17 protein-coding genes are annotated in these 18,654 nt (G+C 61.0%); 8 read left to right on the top strand and 9 right to left on the bottom strand.

Annotated features, from left to right (window positions below):
* Positions 1-81 precede the first annotated feature (81 nt).
* Entirely contained in the window at positions 82-1,098 is a 1,017-nt protein-coding gene (locus JFU58_RS16685; protein WP_201141186.1) for a DUF4917 family protein, read from the top strand.
* Positions 1,099-1,932: 834 nt separating this feature from the next.
* On the opposite strand, the gene JFU58_RS16680 is transcribed toward JFU58_RS16685, so the two are convergent.
* Positions 1,933-2,475, bottom strand: a complete 543-nt coding sequence (locus JFU58_RS16680; RefSeq protein WP_201141184.1) for a helix-turn-helix domain-containing protein — start codon at positions 2,473-2,475, stop codon at positions 1,933-1,935.
* 104 nt (positions 2,476-2,579) lie between these two features.
* Between JFU58_RS16680 and JFU58_RS16675 the strand changes: the two genes are divergently transcribed.
* The 5 genes from JFU58_RS16675 (at position 2,580) to JFU58_RS16655 (ending at position 8,614) form a co-directional block, all read left to right on the top strand.
* Positions 2,580-3,362 (top strand): aldolase, encoded by a 783-nt coding sequence (locus JFU58_RS16675; RefSeq protein WP_076015980.1) that lies wholly within the window; start codon positions 2,580-2,582, stop codon positions 3,360-3,362.
* A gap of 28 nt (positions 3,363-3,390) precedes the next feature.
* Positions 3,391-4,278 (top strand): dihydrodipicolinate synthase family protein, encoded by an 888-nt coding sequence (locus JFU58_RS16670; protein WP_093200863.1) that lies wholly within the window; start codon positions 3,391-3,393, stop codon positions 4,276-4,278.
* A 144-nt stretch (positions 4,279-4,422) separates the two neighbouring features.
* On the top strand, positions 4,423-4,962 hold the full coding sequence (locus JFU58_RS16665) for an RNA polymerase sigma factor (protein WP_201141182.1): 540 nt from the start codon (positions 4,423-4,425) through the stop codon (positions 4,960-4,962).
* Positions 4,959-5,927, top strand: coding sequence for a FecR family protein (locus tag JFU58_RS16660; RefSeq protein ID WP_063032716.1), 969 nt, complete (start codon positions 4,959-4,961; stop codon positions 5,925-5,927). The genes JFU58_RS16665 and JFU58_RS16660 overlap by 4 nt, the downstream gene beginning before the upstream one ends.
* Positions 5,928-6,055: 128 nt before the next feature.
* Positions 6,056-8,614, top strand: a complete 2,559-nt coding sequence (locus JFU58_RS16655) for a TonB-dependent receptor (RefSeq protein WP_201141180.1) — start codon at positions 6,056-6,058, stop codon at positions 8,612-8,614.
* A 141-nt stretch (positions 8,615-8,755) separates the two neighbouring features.
* Here the strand turns inward: JFU58_RS16655 and JFU58_RS16650 are convergent, their stop codons facing one another.
* Positions 8,756-9,073 (bottom strand): ribbon-helix-helix domain-containing protein, encoded by a 318-nt coding sequence (locus JFU58_RS16650; protein ID WP_003209138.1) that lies wholly within the window; start codon positions 9,071-9,073, stop codon positions 8,756-8,758.
* 16 nt (positions 9,074-9,089) lie between these two features.
* A complete protein-coding gene (locus JFU58_RS16645) occupies positions 9,090-9,671 on the bottom strand; it encodes a DJ-1/PfpI family protein (protein ID WP_201141178.1) in 582 nt (193 codons plus the stop codon).
* Positions 9,672-9,995: 324 nt separating this feature from the next.
* Here JFU58_RS16645 and JFU58_RS16640 point away from each other — a divergent pair, with 324 nt between their 5' ends.
* Positions 9,996-10,895: a DMT family transporter gene (locus JFU58_RS16640; protein ID WP_063032724.1), complete on the top strand. Its 900-nt coding sequence runs from the start codon at positions 9,996-9,998 to the stop codon at positions 10,893-10,895.
* A 103-nt stretch (positions 10,896-10,998) separates the two neighbouring features.
* Here JFU58_RS16640 and JFU58_RS16635 read toward each other — a convergent pair whose 3' ends face one another.
* Genes JFU58_RS16635 through JFU58_RS16620 form a run of 4 tightly spaced genes read right to left on the bottom strand, consistent with a single transcriptional unit; the run spans position 10,999 to position 14,240 of the window.
* A complete protein-coding gene (locus JFU58_RS16635; protein ID WP_063032726.1) occupies positions 10,999-12,216 on the bottom strand; it encodes a class I SAM-dependent methyltransferase in 1,218 nt (405 codons plus the stop codon).
* A 41-nt stretch (positions 12,217-12,257) separates the two neighbouring features.
* The gene (locus JFU58_RS16630; protein WP_093200883.1) at positions 12,258-12,875 is read right to left on the bottom strand and encodes a TPM domain-containing protein; all 618 of its coding nucleotides are present in this window, start codon (positions 12,873-12,875) and stop codon (positions 12,258-12,260) included.
* A 28-nt stretch (positions 12,876-12,903) separates the two neighbouring features.
* A complete protein-coding gene (locus JFU58_RS16625) occupies positions 12,904-13,632 on the bottom strand; it encodes a TPM domain-containing protein (RefSeq protein ID WP_201141176.1) in 729 nt (242 codons plus the stop codon).
* On the bottom strand, positions 13,632-14,240 hold the full coding sequence (locus JFU58_RS16620; protein WP_003209150.1) for a LemA family protein: 609 nt from the start codon (positions 14,238-14,240) through the stop codon (positions 13,632-13,634). Before JFU58_RS16620 ends, JFU58_RS16625 begins: the two co-directional genes overlap by 1 nt.
* 214 nt (positions 14,241-14,454) lie before the next feature.
* Here JFU58_RS16620 and bglX point away from each other — a divergent pair, with 214 nt between their 5' ends.
* Positions 14,455-16,746 (top strand): beta-glucosidase BglX, encoded by a 2,292-nt coding sequence (gene bglX / locus JFU58_RS16615; RefSeq protein ID WP_201141174.1) that lies wholly within the window; start codon positions 14,455-14,457, stop codon positions 16,744-16,746.
* A gap of 127 nt (positions 16,747-16,873) precedes the next feature.
* Here bglX and JFU58_RS16610 read toward each other — a convergent pair whose 3' ends face one another.
* Both JFU58_RS16610 and JFU58_RS16605 read right to left on the bottom strand, forming a co-directional pair.
* The gene (locus JFU58_RS16610) at positions 16,874-18,031 is read right to left on the bottom strand and encodes a phospholipase D-like domain-containing protein (protein ID WP_201141172.1); all 1,158 of its coding nucleotides are present in this window, start codon (positions 18,029-18,031) and stop codon (positions 16,874-16,876) included.
* 1 nt (position 18,032) lies between these two features.
* A complete protein-coding gene (locus JFU58_RS16605) occupies positions 18,033-18,614 on the bottom strand; it encodes a YceI family protein (RefSeq protein ID WP_063032736.1) in 582 nt (193 codons plus the stop codon).
* Positions 18,615-18,654: the final 40 nt, after the last annotated feature.

Here is an 18,654-nt window from a genome sequence, read left to right as displayed (position 1 = left end):
TTGCCTGCGGCATCTTGACCAGGATCAACGCCCGCTCGTGATAAAGTCACCGCCCAGCCGATTTTGAGTAGACCCGCCGCAATGAAGGATTCCCAGGATTTTGACGCCCACCTTGAAGACTGGAACGCCTTGCGCAGCAGTACCGCCTTCAGCGGGATCCTGATCGGCAACGGCGCCAGCCGCGCAGTGTGGGAAGACTTTGCCTACGACTCACTGTTCGAAAACGCCCGCACCGTGGAAGAAAAACCCCTGAGCCAGTCCGAGCTCAGCGTGTTTGACGCGATGCAGACCCGCAGTTTCGAACAGGTGCTGGGCGCGTTGAAAACCACCAGCCGGGTCAACAAGGCCTTGGCGGTCAGCTCGGCGGCGCCGCGTAATCGCTACTACGCGATCAAGGAAGCGCTGATCAACACGATCCACAGCGTGCACATTCCGTGGCGCCTGGTGAAGCCTTCGACGCTGGCGACGATTCATCAGGAGTTGGCGAGTTATCCGACTGTATTCACCAGCAATTACGACTTGCTCAACTACTGGGCGATCCTGCAGGCACCGGGCATCGATGATCTGTTTCGCAGCGCCGATGCGAGCTTTGACCTGCGCAATACTGGCTGCGACACCACGCGCATTTTGTATCTGCATGGTGGTTTGCACCTGGTGCGTAACCTTGACGGTACGGCGCGTAAATTGCCGACCACTGACAGCACGTTGCTTAGCAGTTTTGCGATCAACAACACGATCAAGACGTTGGATGATGTGCCGTTGTTTGTCAGCGAGGGGAAGGTTGAGGAGAAGCTGAAGACCATTCGCAGTTCTGACTATTTGTCGTTCTGTTATGAGCAGTTGTTGAGTCATGAGGGCGCGCTTTGCATTTTCGGGCATCACCTCGGCGCGCAGGATGTGCATCTGGTGCAGGCGATTCGACAGGCGAAGGTCACGATGTTGGCGATTTCGGTGTTTGGGCGCAGTGCGGGGTTTATTCAGCAGCAGAAGCGGCGTTTTGCGGAGTTGTTTGAGGGGGTGGATGTGGAGTTGCGGTTTTTTGATGCGCGTAGTCATGCGCTTGGGAATTCGGGGCTTTCGGTGCCCGTGGAGCGGTGATGGGGGTGGGGTGGGGTGGGGTGGGGTGTACATATCCGTTGCTGCGGTAACGGCGGCTTAGGGTTCCGCTCTTACAGCGGGTCACTTTTGGCAAACGCCCCAAAAGTAACCAAAAGGTCTTTGCCCCACCACTCGGTGCCTCGCCTAGGCTCGGCATGCCCGCACTCCGGCCCGATTCCGCGGGCCGCCGCGACGGGCCATCCATGGCCCGGCGCGGCTAAACCGGCGTCCTGCCGGTTTACCCGCTCCACCGTGCCTACTTGCGGCCATCGTGGTTAACGGGGCCTGCAGATCAAGATCAAAAACAGATCAAGATCAAGATCAAAAGCACGCAGCCTCGCTGGAGCTCGACAGCTGCTACGGGCGGGGTGGCTCTGCTTTTCTGTGGGAGCTGGCTTGCCTGCGATGCAGACAACTCGGTCTTTCAGGCACACCGAGGTGATGCCATCGCAGGCAAGCCAGCTCCCACATTTGGATCGTGCCCGCTTTAGATTTTGATTTTGCTCTTCAACACTCAAGCCGGCCGGTAGGCCGCTGCGCTCTTGCTTTTGATCTTGATCTTAGGCGCCCCGTTAAACCACGCTGGCCGAACGCAGGCTTTGGAGCGTGGGTAACCCGGCAGGACGCCGGGTTAGCCGCGCTGGGCCAAGGATGGCCCATCGCGGCGGCCCACGCTCCAAAGTCGGAGTGAGGGCACACCGAGCCTGGGCGAGGTGCCGAGTGGTGGGGCAAGAGCGTTTTGCTTACTTTTGCGCTCTTCAAAAGTGAGCCGCTGTAAGAGCGGAACCATAGGCGGCCGTTACCTAAATAACGGATATGCCCCCCACCCCACCATCACTCCTCAGCGCTATGCACCACCACCAAAAGCTGCGCCTGAACCTCCCCCACCGACCGAATCCGATGGGGCTTCTGCGCATTGAAATGCAATGCATCCCCACGATTCAACACCACCCGCTCACTCATGAAATCCACCTCAACCTGGCCTTCATGCACAAACAAAAACTCCTCCCCCAAATGCTCCTTGAAGGTCTTGTCGGTGAACTCCGCCGGCGGGTAAATGATAAACGGCAACAAACTGCGCTCACTGACCTGATGCGCCAGCACCGCATACCCTGGTGACGCATCGGTGCCCGACAACGCCTGCCGTTCATGGCTGCGCACCAGGCTGTAACTGTCGAGACTGACGTTGTCTTCACTGAACAGCTCTTCAACCTTCACATTCAACGCCTTGGCCAACTTCAGCGCCGCAGCAATCGAAGGCGTATTCAGCCCGCGCTCAACCTTCGACAGGTAACTCTTGGTCATCCCGGATTTTTCCGCGAGCAACTCCAAGGTCACGCCAAGTTTTTTTCTCAGTATTTTCAAACGGATAGACATGTGCAGCGGTTAATCCATTAAAGAGGCGATGATGAATGCTTGCCAATGACACTTTGTGTCATATAGTCTCTTTCGTGTCATTTGCGACGAACAAGGACACTGATATGGCCAAGACATTAGCACTCCCGAAAGACCAACTGGTCAAGCAAGCGCTGAGCCAGATGCAAAACACCCTGGCGGATAATACGTGGACCGACCGGCAAAAGCTGGCACTCACCTGCCGGATCCTGTTCGAAAACGGCCACGACTCCGGCCTGGCCGGGCAGATCACCGCACGCGGCCCCACTCCGGGCACTTATTACACCCAACAACTCGGCCTGGGTTTCGATGAAATCACCGCCAGCAACCTGCTGTTGGTCAACGAAGACCTGGAAGTGTTGGAAGGCCACGGCATGCCCAACCCGGCCAACCGTTTTCACAGCTGGGTGTACCGCGGTCGCCCTGATGTGAACTGCATCATCCACACTCATCCGACTCATATCGCTGCGTTGTCGATGCTGGAAGTGCCGCTGCAGGTATCGCACATGGACCTCTGCCCTTTGTACGAAGACTGCGCGTTCCTAGAAGCCTGGCCCGGCGTGCCGGTGGGCAACGAAGAAGGCGAAATCATCACCGCCGCCCTGGGGGATAAACGCGCGATTCTGCTTTCTCACCACGGCCAATTGTCCACCGGGGCGAGCATCGAGGAAGCCTGTGTGATCGCACAGTTGATCGAACGTGCCGCCAAGTTGCAGCTGCTGGCGATGGCCGCTGGCACGATCAAACCGATCCTGCCGGAGCTGGGCCGCGAAGCCCATGACTGGATTTCCAAGCCCAAGCGCCACGGCGCTGCGTTCAACTACTACGCTCGGCAGAACCTGCGTCAACACGCCGATTGCCTGAACTGAAACCCCTTTTTCGACCGGAGACTTTTTCATGTCCAGCCCTTCTATTCACGGCATTATCGGCTACACCATCACCCCGTTCAGCACCGACGGCCAGCGCATTGACCTGGACGCCTTGGGGCTTTCGATCGACCGTCTGATCGACAGCGGCGTGCACGCTATCGCTCCGCTGGGCAGCACCGGCGAAGGCGCCTACCTCAGCGATGCCGAGTGGGATGAAGTCGCCGCCTACAGCCTCCAGAAAGTGGGCAAACGCGTGCCGACCATCGTCAGCGTCTCCGACTTGACCACCGCCAAGGCCGTGCGTCGCGCGCAGTTTGCCGAAGCTCACGGCGCAGACGTGGTGATGGTCTTGCCAGCCTCGTATTGGAAACTCAGCGAAGCAGAAATCCTCGCTCACTATGCGGCCATTGGCGACAGCATCGGTGTGCCGATCATGCTCTACAACAACCCGGCCACCAGCGGCACCGACATGTCGGTGGACTTGATCCTGCGCATCGTCGACAGCGTCGACAACGTGACCATGGTCAAGGAAAGCACCGGCGATATTCAGCGCATGCACCAACTGCATCGTCGCAGCGAGGGCCAGGTGCCGTTCTACAACGGCTGCAATCCGTTGGCACTGGAGGCGTTTGCCGCAGGGGCGAAGGGTTGGTGCACGGCGGCGCCGAACCTGATTGCGCAGCTCAACCTGGATTTGTATGAAGCCGTGTTGGCCAATGACTTGGAGAAAGCGCGGGAACTGTTTTATCGCCAGTTGCCGTTGCTGGACTTCATCCTCAAAGGCGGCTTGCCGGCGACGATCAAGGCCGGTTTACGGCTGACGGGGCTGGAGTCGGGGGATCCACGGTTGCCGGTGTTCCCGCTGGGTGAGCCTGGCCGTGTTCAGTTGCAAGAGCTGCTGACCCTGTTGCGCTGAAACGCCATCCAAAGGTGGGAGCGGGCTTGCTCGCTCCCACATCTGTCCGGCATTCACCTCTAGCACTTCAATAGAGACAAATGACAATAATTCTCGATATCATTCACGGCTTTTCCACGTCGTGCTTCGTCAAGAAGGATATCCATGTCTCGTCCCAAGCCCGACCCGCTGTCGGCCGATGCCTTTCGCAGGTTTTATGCAGATATCCTGCATTTCCTGCGCAAACGCACGGATAACGCCAGCGACGCGGCAGACATGACCCAGGATGTCTTCACCCAATGGCTGGACTATCGCGACCGGGCTCAGGTCGAGCAGCCACGGGCATTTCTGTTCCAGATGGCGCGCAATCTGCTGCGCGATCACTGGCGCAAACAAAAGGTGCGGCACACCGTCCACCAGCAACAGGCCGAACTGGATGCCGAGCCTGTCAGCGACTCGCGAGACGATCCCATGGCCGCCGCGCAACGCCTGCAACGCCTGGAACAGTTGAAAGAAGTCCTCTCTGAACTCTCGCCCAGAAGACGAGAAGCCCTTATGCTGCACCGCTTCGAAGGCCTGAGCCAGGCGCAGATCGCCGAGCGCATGGGCGTCTCGGTCAGCATGGTGGAAAAGCACATCGCTTTTGCCCTGCTGTATTGCAAGCAGCGACTTCAACAAGACCAGGGCAAGGAGCAGCCAGAATGACCCGCCTGAGCGATATCGACACCTGTGACATCGAGGCCAGCGACTCCATCGATGCCCAGGCCGCCAGCTGGTTTGCGCGCAACCGCAATGATACGGGCCGCGCCGACCGCAAGGCGTTTGCCGCCTGGCAATCCGAGCCGGCCCATGCCCGTGCCTATGCTGAATTCGAACAGCTGTGGGCCGACCTGGCCCAGTTGCAGCAACTGAACAAACCCACACCGCTGCCCGTACGCAAGACACCCGCCTGGCGCCCGGCCCTGGCGGTAGCTGCCGCCCTGGTATGTGCCCTGCTGGCGAGCAACATCGGCGCCCCGCGCGAGCTGTTCCACGCCCAGGTCGCGGCCCATGCCAAAGGGATGCGCACCTTGCATCTGCCCGACGGCAGCACCTTGTACGTCAACGCCAACACGCGCCTGCGGGTGGACTTCAACGGTCATCAGCGCATCGTGCATCTGGATCAGGGCCAGCTGTATATCGAGGTGGCACCCGATAAGGAACGGCCACTGTACGTGCAGGCCGGCGAAGCCAATGTGCGAGTGGTCGGCACCGGCTTTGATGTGCGGCGCAGCAAGCAGCAACTGGTGGTCAGCGTGGCCCACGGGCAAGTGGCGTTCGATCCGGACTCCAAGCTGCCGGCCACCCTGCTCGGCGCCGATCAGCGCGCTACGTTCAGTTATGCCAAGGGTACCCTGCAACAGCAAACCCTCACTGCCGGCGAGGTCGCCGATTGGCGCGGCGGGCACGTATCGTTTCGTAATCGCGAGCTGGCCAGCCTGATGGACGAGTTGAGCCTGTACCGGCCACAGGCGCCCTTGCTGGTGGACAGCGCGGTGGCGCAGTTGAAGGTCTCGGGCAATCTGGACGTGAATGATCCGGACGCCCTGCTCAACGCCCTACCGGCCCTGCTGCCGGTAAAAACCGTGGCCCTGGCCGACGGCAATATCAGGATTGAGCCTCGAAAATAATCCCTCGACACACTCACTTGAGAATATTTTGCATTCGCATGTGAGGATTATTTTTCCTGCCGCGTCTTCCTCGGGTCTGCGTTTGATACGCACACCTTTCTGGCCATTTGGCTACTCCGGGGGATTTCATGTTTCGCGCGCCTTGCCACGTTCAGCACCTGTTTCTTCGACCCACCGCCATTGCCGCCTGCCTGGCCTTCAGCCTGAGTGCCCAGGCCGAGTCGTTCAAGCTGCAACTGCCGGCCCAGTCCCTGGCCACGTCCCTGAGCCAGGTGGCGCAGCAGGCGAAAATCCAGCTGCTGTTCGATGAAGCGCTGCTGAAAAACGTCCAGGCGCCGGCCCTCAATGGCGACTTCACACCGGAAGTGGCGATTCGTACCCTGCTCAACAACGGCGAGTTCGTGTTGCTCAAGGTCGGCAGCACCTACGTGGTACGCCCCGAAGAGGGCAAGACCACCAACAGCAGCGCGATTCAGCTCGACGCCCTGAGCGTGATCGGCACCGGCAACGAGGTCGACTCCACCACCGTCGGCCGTTCCACCCTGACCCAGGCCGACATCGACCGCTACCAGTCCAACAACATCCCCAGCCTGCTGCAAACCTTGCCCGGCATCAGCCAGGGCGGCTCGCTGAAGCCCGGCGGCCAGACCATCAACATCCGGGGTTTCGGCGACGCCGAAGACGTACCGCTGACCGTCGATGGCGCCACCAAAAGCGGCTTTGAGCGCTATCAGCAGGGCACCGTATTTATCGAGCCCGAGCTGATCAAAAGCATCGAAGTGGAGAAAGGCCCCAACTCGCCCTTCAGCGGCAACGGCGGCTTTGGCGGTACCGTCAACATGACCACCAAGGATGCCCCGGACCTGCTCAAGGACGGCCGCAACAGCGGCGCCATGCTCAAATACGGCTACTCCAGCAACGACCATGAGCAGGTCTACAGCAGCGCGGTCTACGGGCGCACCGATGACGGCCGCTTCGACGCCCTGGCCTACCTGACCCAGCGCGACGGCGGCGACATGAAGCTGGCCGCCACCCTGCCCAACGACAACAACCAGTACCCGATCAACCCCAAGCGCCTGCCCAACAGCGCCCAGAATGTGGACGGCAAACTGTTCAAGTTCAATGCTCACTTCACCGATGAGCAAAGCCTTGGCCTGTCGTATTCGCGCTCCAACAGCCAGCGCTGGACGCCCTTCTCTGCCGCCAGCTACCCGACGCCGCCGACCCAGGCCAACATCGACCGCTATGGCTACGAAGCCGCGCTGAAACGCTTCCTGGCCAACCGCAATACCGTCGACACCACCTGGTCCGGCAAGTACGAATACCAGCCGATGAATAACCCGCTGGTGGACTTGACCATCAAGTATTCCGAATCCAATACCGATCAGACCGACGAGCGAGACGCTACGGCGTTTTTCCAGTTGGCCACTGGCGGGCGCAAGATGGACACCTCCTACAACGACAAGAACCTCGACGTACGCAACGTCAGCCTGTTTTCCACCGGTGCGTTGCAACACGCGGTGACCACCGGCGTACAGATCCGCAAGCACACCCGGGAAACCGAAATGTGGATGCCCGGCACCACCTACAACACCCCGAAATACAACTACGGGCACTTCCAGCCGGGCTTCATGCCCCACGGCAAGGTCGACACCAACAGCTTCTTTATCCAGGACGCGGTGACGCTGGGCGATGTGACCATTACCCCGTCGATGCGCTATGACCATGTGCGCAACCGCGGCGAAGCCAACGACGCGCCGTACTACAGCAACCCGGACCCGGCCATCGGCCACGACTACAGCGACCGCACCTACACCGGCTGGTCGCCACGCCTCGCGGCGTACTGGACCATCACCCCGAACGTGGCGCTGTTTGCCAACTGGAGCCGCACCTGGCGCGCCCCGGTGATCGACGAGCAGTATGAAGTCCAGGGCCTGGGCAGCCGCACCGCCACCAGCCTGGACCTGGACCCCGAGCGCATCACCTCGATCACCCTGGGCAACGTCACCCGCTTCGGCGACGTGTTCACCCACGGCGACAACCTGCAACTGCGTACCACACTGTTCCACAACAAGGTCGAGGACGAAATCTTCAAGGCCACGGGTGTGGGCTGCCAGAACCAGGCGGTCAATGGCGGGACGATTTCCAGCGCTTGCCCGCCGGGGGCGATGTCCAACTACCGCAACATCGGCGGCATGACGATCAAGGGCTTTGAGGCAGAGAGTTTCTACGACTCCACCTACGTGTTCGGCTCGGTGTCCTTCGCCTACACCACCGGCAAACACGAAGGCGCCTACACCAACCCGTGGGGCCCGGACGTCTGGGCACGGGATATTCCGCCGACCAAATGGGTGATCGTGCTCGGCACCAAGATCCCGAGCCTGGATGCGCAGGTGGGCTGGCAGGGACAGTTCATCGGCGCCACCAGCCGTTTGCCAAGCGACAAGTATGCCGGCGGCCCGGGCACCAGTATCGGTGACCTGTTCTACGATCAGTACGGTAACAAGCGCTACAACACCCAGGGCCTGTTCGCCAGCTGGAAGCCGCAGCAGGCTTACCTCAAGGGCACCGAAGTCAACTTCACCGTGGATAACCTGTTCAACAACAACTTCCGCCCGGCGTTGAGCGGCGACCGCGCCTACACCAAGGGCCGGGATGCCAAGATCAGCGTGACGCGGTTCTTCTGACCCTTCACCCGCATTCAGCTTGGAAACCCGATCAGTGTGGGAGCTGGCTTGCCTGCGATGCGGGCGACTCGGTCAGCCAGTTAAACCGAGGCGATGTCATCGCGGGCAAGCCCGGCTCCCACATTGAACGAGTGGCCACATTCAGATCTTCTGCGCGCCATTTCTTGTATTCACAAGGCTGAGCTCTGGGGCGTGAACCCGCTGCTTGCTCAAATACCGCGTGCAACTCACCCGCAAGAACGAAGCAAAATTCACCACTTCGCCACGGTAATCCATCACTTCTTCATACAGCTTGGCGATCAGTTGATTGGTGGTCATGCCATCCACCTCGGCGATCTCGCTGAGGATGTCCCAGAACTGGTTTTCCAGGCGCACGGTGGTCACCACGCCGCAGATGCGCAGGGAGCGCGAGCGGGACTCGTAGAGAATCGGGTCGGCCTTGACGTACAGCTCGCACATGGCGATGACCTCCGCTTTACAGGATGATTCGGGTGCCCAGCAGGCCAAGGAAACCCGCCAGCCAGCTGGGGTGCGCCGGCCACGCCGGTGCCGTCACCAGATTGCCTTGAACATGGCTGTCGGTCACCGGGATATCGATGAACGTACCGCCCGCCAATCGCACTTCCGGCCCGCACGCCGGGTAAGCGCTGCACTCACGGCCTTCCAGAATGCCGGCAGCGGCCAGCAATTGTGCGCCGTGGCATACCGCAGCGATGGGCTTGCCAGCCTTATCGAAATCCTTGACCAGTTGCAGGACTTTTTCGTTCAGCCGCAGGTACTCAGGCGCGCGGCCACCCGGAACCAGCAGCGCGTCGTAGTCGGCGGCGTTCACCTTGGCAAAATCCGCATTCAGGGCAAACAGGTGCCCGGGTTTTTCGCTGTAGGTCTGGTCGCCTTCGAAGTCGTGGATCGCCGTGCGCACGGTCTGGCCGGCGGTCTTGTCCGGGCACACGGCGTGCACGGCATGCCCCACCATCAGCAGCGCCTGGAACGGCACCATCACTTCATAGTCTTCGACGTAATCGCCGACCAGCATCAGGATTTTCTTCGCGGCCATGGGACATTCCTCCGGTTGAACGGTTGGGCAGACAGGAGTAGCCAAGATAGACCTGTGCCGATGAGCCGGGTAATGGCCCGCTACTACATCAGCACTCTGGCTTGTGTGGGAGCCGGGCTTGCCCGCGATGCAGACACCTCGGCCTGACAGGTAAACTGCGTTGATCCCATCGCAGCCTCGCCAAGGCTCGACAGCTCCCACATGAACCGAGTCGCCCATTCAAAACTGTACGGATCAATCTGCACCCAGCTGTAGGCCCGCGTTCTCCGGGCTTTGTGGCTAGATGAACGTCCACTTCCGGCCCATTCGATTCTGGTTCCTTCCATGAGCTCCCGCGAAAATACCGGCATGGCCCTCGGCCTGCTGGGCGTCGTCATCTTTAGCCTTACCCTGCCCTTCACCCGTATCGTGGTGCAGGAAATCCACCCGCTGCTCAATGGCCTGGGCCGGGCGTTGTTTGCGGCGGTGCCGGCGGCGGCACTGTTGCTGTGGCGACGTGAGCGCTGGCCCACCTGGCGCCAGGTGCGCGGGCTGACGCTGGTGATTGCCGGGGTGATCCTGGGCTTCCCGGTGCTGTCGGCTTGGGCCATGCAAACCTTGCCCGCGTCCCATGGTGCGTTGGTCAACGGCTTGCAACCGCTGTGCGTGGCGCTGTATGCGGCGTGGCTGTCCCATGAACGCCCATCGAAAGCCTTCTGGGCCTGCGCGGCGCTGGGCAGTGCGCTGGTGCTGAGTTATGCGTTGATCACCGGGGCCGGCAGTATCCAGGCGGGCGACCTGTTGATGCTCGGGGCGATTGCCGTGGGTGGCCTGGGTTACGCAGAAGGTGGCCGTTTGGCCAAGGAGATGGGCGGCTGGCAGGTGATCTGCTGGGCGCTGGTGCTGTCGACGCCGGTATTGATCGGGCCGGTGGCCTACCTGGCGCTGCAACACGAAGGGCCGATTTCCATGCGCACCTGGTGGGCGTTTGGTTATGTGTCACTGTTTTCGCAGTTCCTGGGGTTCTTTGCGTGGTACGCCGGGCTGGCCATGGGCGGCATCGCGCGGGTCAGCCAGATTCAGCTGTTGCAGATCTTTTTCACCATTGCGTTTTCCGCGCTGTTTTTTGGTGAGCACATCGAACCGATCACCTGGCTGTTTGCCTGCGGGGTGATTGTGACGGTGATGTTGGGGCGCAAGACAGCGGTGCAGCCTGCACCGGCCTCCAAGGCGAGCACGATCTAATGTGGGAGCTGGCTTGCCTGCGATAGAATCACCTCGCTTTACCTGTTACACCGAGGTGCTTGCATCGCAGGCAAGCCAGCTCCCACATTGGTTAGCGTCGCTCTCAGGTCAGGTAACCATCCGCCCGCAGCAGGGTTTCGAGGCAATGTTCGGTGATGTTGTAGAACGCCTTGAGCTCCTGGACTTTCCCCAGGAGCTGAGCGTTATCCACCGGCTCCGCACGCTTCACGGCAAGGATCATTTTGTTCTTGTTGGTGTGTTCCAACGAGATGAACTCAAACACCTTGGTCTCATAACCGCAGGCTTCAAGGAACAACGCACGCAGGCTGTCGGTGACCATTTCCGCCTGTTGGCCCAGGTGCAGGCCGTATTGCAGCATCGGCTTGAGCAGCACCGGGCTCTGGATTTGCAAGCGTATCTGCTTATGGCAGCACGGCGAGCACATGATGATCGACGCCCCGGAGCGGATGCCGGTGTGAATCGCGTAGTCGGTGGCGATGTCGCAGGCATGCAGGGCGATCATCACGTCCAGTTCGCTGGGCGCGACGCTGCGCACATCACCACACTTGAACACCAGCCCCGGGTGGTCCAGGCGGGCGGCGGCGTTGTTGCACAGGGTCACCATGTCTTCGCGCAGTTCCACACCGGTGACTTCGCCCTCAGCGTTGAGGGTGTTGCGCAGGTAATCGTGGATCGCAAACGTCAGGTAGCCCTTGCCCGAACCAAAGTCCGCGACCCGCACCGGCCGGTCCAGCTTCAGCGGTGAGGTGGTCAGGGCATGGCTGAACACTTCGATGAACTTGTTGATCTGCTTCCACTTGCGCGACATCGCCGGGATCAGCTCGTGCTTGGCGTTGGTCACGCCAAGGTCAGCGAGAAAGGGCCGGGTCAGGTCCAGGAAGCGATTCTTCTCGCGGTTGTGCTCGGCAGACGGCGCCTCCCGCAGTTGTTGCGGCTTGCTTTTGAACAGCGAGCTTTTGTTCTTCTTGCTGTATTCCAGCTGGGCTTCGTCCGTCACCGACAGCAGGTGCGCGTTCTTGAACGAGGCCGGCAACAGCTCGGCAATCGCAGCCACACCGTCAGGCAGGGAGAAGTTCTTGGTGATGTCGCGGGTCTTGTAGCGGTAGACGAAGGACAGGCAAGGCTGATCCTTGACCGTCAGCTGCTTGATGATCAGCTTCTGAAGATCAGGCTCGGTGCCGACGTACTTGGCCAGCACCAGCTTGATAAAGGCGTTTTGCTCAAGGCTCGCGCTCAGCAGTTCGAGGAACTGCGCGTGATGATCCGGCGCGGGGCTGGCAGGTTTAGCGGTGGCAGACATGAACAAAAACGCCTCGGGCAGGGAATGCCGGGAATTTTACACTACTCCAACACCACCAACCGATTCGGTAGCTCATTGCGCGCGTGGGTCACCGGTACGTGCTCCTTGAGCAATTCTCCGCAAGCCTCAATACACGCCACAAACCCGGCCAACGTCTGGCCTTGCTTCACCTGGCGGGTGAAGTCCTTGACGATCGCATCCCAACTGCTGTCATCCAGGCGACTGGAAATCCCCTTGTCCACCAGGATTTCTACATACCGCTCGGCCTCACTGACAAAAATCAGCACCCCGGTACTGCCCAGTGTGTGGTGCAGGTGTTGCTCCAGAAACTGCCGCCGTGCCAGGTTGGACGCACGCCAGTGACGCACCGAGCGCGGGATCAGCCGCGTAGTCACCTTGGGCAACCGGAACACCAGGCACAACACGACGAACGTGCCCCACTGCGCCAGCAGCAAGGTGTACATGGTCAACCAGCCCGACAGATAGTGAATGATCCCCGGTACCACCAGCGCCAACAGGCTGGCCCACAACAGCGGGATGTAGGCGTAGTCGTCGGCACGGGCCGCGAGCACGGTCACCAGTTCGGCGTCGGTCTGTTGCTCGACCCTGGCGATCGCCTCGGCGACCTGGCGTTGCTCGTGTTGACTCAGTAATGCCATGGTTGTTGATGCTCTCTCGTTATTGTCATTACCAGCCGCCCGAGGCGCCACCGCCACCGAAACCACCGCCGCCGCCCCTGAAGCCACCGCCACCGCCGCCTCCTCCGCCGCCGCGACCGCTGCTGCTGAGAATCGCCAGCAGAATAGCGCCAACGGGCAGGCCCATGCGATTGCACAGCCACAGCACCGCCAGCAACAGGATAAACAGGCCAATGGAAATGCCCGGGTTTTGCTTGGCGAAGTTGGCTTCAGACACATGCGCAGGCACGGCCAGCGGATCGCCGCCCACCACCTGCAGCATCGCCGCCACGCCATCGCTGATGCCCTTGCTGTAGTTGCCCGTCTTGAACGCCGGGGCGATCACCTGGTTGATGATCACCCAGGACTGCGCGTCAGTGAGTACGCCTTCCAGGCCGTAACCCACTTCGATGCGGATCTTGTGCTCATCCCGGGCGACGATCAGCAGTGCGCCGTTGTCCTTGCCCTTCTGGCCGATGCCCCACGCGCGGCCCAGTTGATAACCGAAGTCTTCAATGGGCACGCCTTGCAGGTCCGGCACGGTGACCACCACGATCTGGTCACCGCTGGTTTGCTCCAGCGCCTGCAATTGCTGGGTCAGTTGCGCACGCACGGCCGGGTCGATCATCTGGGCGTTGTCGACCACCCGTCCGGTCAGGGCCGGGAAGTTCAAGGCGGCCTGGACGGTCAGGCTAAAGGCCAGCAGCACCGCCGCCAGTAGCCAAGCGCGCTTGCCCATCAGAATTTCACTTGCGGCGCTTTATCAGCATCGGCACTGGTGGCCTCGAAGTTGGCGCGGACCGGCAAGTCGCTGTACATCACGCTGTGCCACAGGCGACCCGGAAAGGTGCGGATCTCGGTGTTGTAGGCCTGTACCGCCTGGATAAAGTCGCGACGGGCCACGGCGATGCGGTTTTCAGTGCCTTCAAGTTGCGATTGCAGGGCCAGGAAGTTCTGGTTGGCCTTCAGGTCCGGGTAGCGCTCGGACACCACCATCAAGCGGCTGAGTGCACCGCTCAAGCCGTCTTGGGCTTGCTGGAACTGCTTGAGTTTTTCCGGGTTGTCGAGGGTGCTGGCATCCACCTGGATCGAGGTGGCCTTGGCTCGCGCTTCGATCACGGCAGTCAGGGTGTCCTGTTCATGGGCCGCATAGCCCTTGACCACTTCCACCAGGTTGGGGATCAGGTCGGCGCGCCGCTGGTACTGGTTCTGCACCTGGGCCCAGGCCGCCTTGGCCTGTTCGTCCAGGGTCGGGATCTTGTTGATGCCGCAACCGCTCAGCACGGTGCTCACCAGTATCAATGCCACGGCCTTCCAGCCCCAGCGGTAACCTTGTGCTGCTTGCATGGTGTTTCTCCTGCCAAACCTATGAAATTTACCGACTGACGCGTTAGCCACGGGCTTAGGGCATAATCCGCCACCACCCACTGGATTGCATCGTGCCAATCAGCTAAAAGATGCCCAGCGCCAATAAGAGTTCAGAAGTGTGCGGTATTTATCTGAACAACACCCGAACAACAATAGACGCTCTCCGGTCCCAAGGCTGCGAGAAAGGATTTTCATGAAGAAGCTGTGTTTGCTGGGCCTTGTTGTCAGTTTGGCCACTCATTCCGTATTTGCCGAAACAAAGCCCGCAGTACTCAAGGACAAAGACGCCTTCGTCAGTGATCTGCTGAAACAAATGACCCTCGATGAAAAGATCGGCCAGTTGCGCCTGATCAGCATCGGGCCGGAAATGCCCCGCGAGCTGATCCGTAAGGAAATCGCCGCAGGCCGTATCGGCGGCACCTTCAACTCGATCACCCGCCCGGAAAACCGTCCGATGCAGGACGCGGCCATGCGCAGCCGACTGAAGATCCCGATGTTCTTCGCCTATGACGTGATCCACGGCCACCGCACGATTTTCCCCATCAGCCTCGCCCTGGCCTCCAGCTGGGACATGGACGCCATCGGCCATTCCGGGCGCATCGCCGCCCAGGAAGCCGCCGCCGACAGCCTCGACATCACCTTTGCACCGATGGTCGACATCTCCCGCGACCCGCGCTGGGGCCGCACCTCCGAAGGTTTTGGCGAAGACACCTACCTCACCTCGCGCATTGCCGAAGTGATGGTCAAGGCCTTCCAGGGCACCAGCCCCGCCAAGGCCGACAGCATCATGGCCAGCGTCAAGCACTTCGCCCTGTATGGCGCGGTGGAAGGCGGTCGCGACTACAACGTGGTCGACATGAGCCCGGTCAAGATGTACCAGGACTACCTGCCGCCCTACCACGCCGCCATCAAGGCCGGTGCCGGCGGCGTGATGGTTGCGCTGAACTCGATCAACGGCGTGCCAGCCACCGCCAACACCTGGCTGATGAACGACCTGTTGCGCAAGGACTGGGGCTTCAAGGGCCTGGCCGTGAGCGACCATGGCGCGATCTTCGAATTGATCAAGCACGGCGTGGCCAAGGACGGGCGTGAAGCCGCCAAGCTGGCGATCAAAGCCGGCATCGACATGAGCATGAACGACTCGCTCTACGGCAAGGAATTGCCCGGCCTGCTGAAATCCGGCGAGATCGAACAGCGCGATATCGACAACGCCGTGCGCGAAGTGCTTGGCGCCAAGTACGACATGGGCCTGTTCGCCGACCCGTACCTGCGCATCGGCAAGGCCGAGGATGACCCGGCCGACACCTACGCAGAAAGTCGCCTGCACCGCGCCGACGCACGTGACGTGGCACGCCGCAGCCAGGTGCTGTTGAAAAACCAGAACAACACCCTGCCGCTGAAAAAGGACGCGACCATCGCCCTGGTCGGCCCGCTGGCCAAGGCGCCGATCGACATGATGGGCAGTTGGGCCGCTGCCGGTAAACCCGCGCAATCGGTGACCCTGCTGGACGGCATGAATGCCGTGATCGGCGAAAAGGGCAAAGTGATCTATGCCCGTGGCGCCAACATCACCAACGACAAGAAAGTCGTCGACTACCTCAACTTCCTGAACTTCGATGCGCCGGAAGTGGTGGATGACCCGCGCTCGTCCCAGGACATGATCGACGAAGCCGTCAAGGCCGCCAAAGGCGCCGACGTGGTCGTGGCAGCGGTGGGCGAGTCCCGGGGCATGTCCCACGAGTCGTCGAGCCGCACCGACCTGAACATCCCGCAGAGCCAGCGCGACCTGATCAAGGCCTTGAAAGCTACCGGCAAACCGCTGGTGTTGGTGCTGATGAATGGCCGTCCGCTGTCGATTGTCGAGGAGAACGAACAGGCTGACGCAATCCTCGAAACCTGGTTCGCCGGTACTGAAGGCGGCAACGCCATCGCTGACGTGCTGTTCGGTGACTACAACCCGTCGGGCAAGCTGCCAATCACCTTCCCACGTTCGGTGGGGCAGATTCCGACCTACTACAACCACCTGAGCATTGGCCGGCCGTTCACCCCGGGCAAGCCGGGCAACTACACCTCGCAGTACTTCGATGACACCACCGGGCCGCTGTTTCCGTTTGGTTATGGCTTGAGCTACACCAGCTTCAGCCTGTCGGACATGGCACTGTCGTCCACCACCCTGAACAAGTCCGGCAAGCTCGACGCCACCGTGGTGGTGAAAAACACCGGCAAGGTCGATGGCGAAACCGTGGTGCAGCTGTACATCCAGGACGTGGCCGGCTCGATGATCCGCCCAGTCAAGGAGTTGAAGAACTTCCAGAAGATCATGCTCAAGGCTGGCGAAGAGCGTGCGGTGCACTTCACCATCACCGAGGAAGACTTGAAGTTCTACAACACCCAGTTGAAGTTCGCGGCTGAGCCGGGCGAGTTCAATGTGCAGATCGGGTTGGATTCCCAGGATGTGAAGCAGCAGAGCTTCGAACTGCTCTAACGTCTTGCTCGGTCAACATGTGGGAGCGGGCTTGCTCGCGAATGCGGTGTGTCAGTCAATGGAAGTTTGGCTGATCCACCGCTTTCGCGAGCAAGCCCGCTCCCACATTTGATTGGGGTGTTCTGGCTTATCCGCGGCGGTCCAGCAGGTTAACCACCAACCGATCAATCCACCCCCACACCCGCTGCTTCACCCGCCGCCACAATGGCCGCGACCGCCACGCCTCAAGGCTCACCGCCTGGCTCTGGGCAAAATCCCTCTCGAAACTCCCCGCCACCGCCAACGTCAGTTCCGGGTCCAGCGCCTCCAGATTCGCCTCCAGGTTGAAGCGCAGATTCCAGTGGTCGAAGTTGCACGAGCCAATGCTCACCCAATCGTCCACCAGCACCATTTTCAGGTGCAGGAAGCACGGCTGATACTCAAAAATCTGCACCCCGGACTTGAGCAAACGCGGGTAGTAACGGTGCCCGGCATACCGCACCGACGGGTGATCGGTACGCGGCCCGGTCAACAGCAAGCGCACATCCACCCCGCGCCCCGCCGCCCGGCGCAGGGCACGCCGTACACTCCAGGTCGGCAGAAAATACGGGGTGGCCAGCCAGATACGCTGGTGGCCGCTGTTCAGCGCGCGGATCAGTGACTGCAAAATATCCCGATGCTGACGAGCATCCGCATAGGCCACCCGCCCCAGCCCCGGCCCTGTCGCCGGCACCTTGGGCAAGCGTGGCAAGCCAAAATGCGTGGCGGGCTTCCAGGCCCTACGATCGTCGTTGGCCAGCCATTGACGATCAAACAACTCCTGCCAATCCAGCACCAGCGGGCCACGAATCTGCACCATCACTTCGTGCCAGTCGGCGGTGTCTTCCCCGGGCGTCCAGAATTCATCCGTCACACCGGTGCCGCCGACCACGGCGAGGGTCTGGTCGATCAGCAACAGCTTGCGGTGGTCGCGGTAGAGGTTGCGCATCCAGCGGCGCCAGCTCAAGCGGTTGTAGAAACGCAGGTCCACCCCGGCGTCGATCAACCGTCGACGCAGGCCCAGGGTAAACGCCAGGCTGCCATAGTCATCGAACAGGCAACGCACCCTCACGCCACGCTCGGCCGCCCCGACCAAGGCCTGAACCATCGCCTCGGCACACGCCCCCGCCTCCACCAGATACAACTCCAGCGCGACTTGCTGCTCGGCCTGGGCGATAGCCTCCAACATGCGCGGAAAGAAACTCGGGCCGTCGATCATCAACTCGAAACGGTTGGCGCTGCGCCACGGGAACACTGCGCCGCTCATGTCAGCGCGCCGTGAAAATCAGTACCGCACCCACCGGCACCGACAGGCTGATTTGCGACAGCCCGGCGGCCTTGCGCAACGCGGCCACACCCGGCAGCAAATCGAAATCCTCGGCGTGCACCACCAACGGTTCCAGGGTGACCACCTGGAAGCGTCGATCATCCAGGCGGGTCGCCAGCAGCTCGGCGCTGTAGGTCTGGGTCTTGCCGTGCAGCGTCACCGACAGCGGCAGGCGCAACTCGTATTGCGCACCGGGGGCCAGGTCGTTGATCGGTTGCAGGTTGATCTGCGCGTTGATCACCGCGTCCGGGAAGGTCTTGATCTCGAACAGCTCATTGCGCATGCGCTCGTCGCGCAGCGGAATGCCGCTGTTGATCGACTCCAGTTCAACTTCCAGCTGCGCCGCGCCCTTGCTGTCGACCTTGCCATGCAGCACCAGAAAGCGCTGCACTTCGGCGATGTCGGTGTTTTTGGTGGTGACGAACGACAGGCGCGAGGACTCGTTGTCCAGGTACCAGTCGGCGTGGGCAGGCACGGCGGCAGCGGCCAGCAGCAGGACGGCCATGGGTTTGAACAGGGACATAAAGACTCTTGGGGCAAAAAACCTGGACGAACCTTAAGCG

The sequence above is a fragment of the Pseudomonas sp. TH34 genome, assembly GCF_016650865.1.
GTDB lineage: Bacteria > Pseudomonadota > Gammaproteobacteria > Pseudomonadales > Pseudomonadaceae > Aquipseudomonas > Aquipseudomonas yamanorum.
The sequence above is the reverse complement of the archived record's forward strand: the minus strand, read 5'-3'. Positions and strand labels throughout refer to the sequence as shown.